1 protein-coding gene is annotated in these 765 nt (G+C 69.0%); it reads right to left on the bottom strand.

Annotated elements, in window-relative coordinates:
- A partial coding sequence (locus IEY89_RS40175) for an acyl-CoA carboxylase subunit beta (protein ID WP_308437491.1) occupies nucleotides 1–765 on the bottom strand: 765 nt, incomplete at both ends.

Genomic DNA, 765 nt, shown 5'->3' with positions numbered 1-765 from the left:
ATGCCGACGACCTGGCCGCCGAGCCGGCCGAGCGCGCAGATGATGTTGCGGGCCCAGCGTTCGTGGATCTCGAGGTAGTCGCCGTCGTCGACGATCTCCTCGATGACCTTGGTCATGTCGTAGGGCCGGTTGCCGTCGGCGGGGACGAGGTCGAGCAGGATGTCGCTCCGCCGGTCGGCGGGGTCCTCGGAGTCGACGCGCGGGGGGTTCTCGCGGTTGTTCTGCGGGAGCATCGCGAGGAGGTAGCGGACCTCGGCGATGCAGGTCTCCTCGTCGTCGTAGGCGAAGTGCGCGACGCCGCTGGTCTCGGCGTGCACGTCGGCGCCGCCGAGGCCGTTCTGGGTGATCTCCTCGCCGGTGACCGCCTTGACGACGTCCGGGCCGGTGATGAACATCTGTGAGGTCTCGCGGACCATGAAGACGAAGTCGGTGAGGGCGGGACTGTAGGCCGCGCCGCCGGCGCACGGGCCGAGCATCACGCTGATCTGCGGGATGACACCGGAGGCCCTGGTGTTGCGCTGGAAGATGCCGCCGTACCCGGCCAGGGCCGAGACACCCTCCTGGATACGGGCACCGGCACCGTCGTTGAGCGACACCAGCGGGGCCCCGGCCGCGATGGCCATGTCCATGATCTTGTGGATCTTCGTGGCGTGGGCCTCGCCCAGCGCGCCGCCGAAGATGCGGAAGTCATGCGCGTACACGAAGACCGTACGGCCCTCCACCGTGCCCCAGCCGGTGATGACACCGTCGGTGAACGGCCTCTTG

This window comes from Streptomyces lacrimifluminis (genome assembly GCF_014646095.1).
GTDB lineage: Bacteria > Actinomycetota > Actinomycetes > Streptomycetales > Streptomycetaceae > Streptomyces > Streptomyces lacrimifluminis.
The sequence above is the reverse complement of the archived record's forward strand: the minus strand, read 5'-3'. Positions and strand labels throughout refer to the sequence as shown.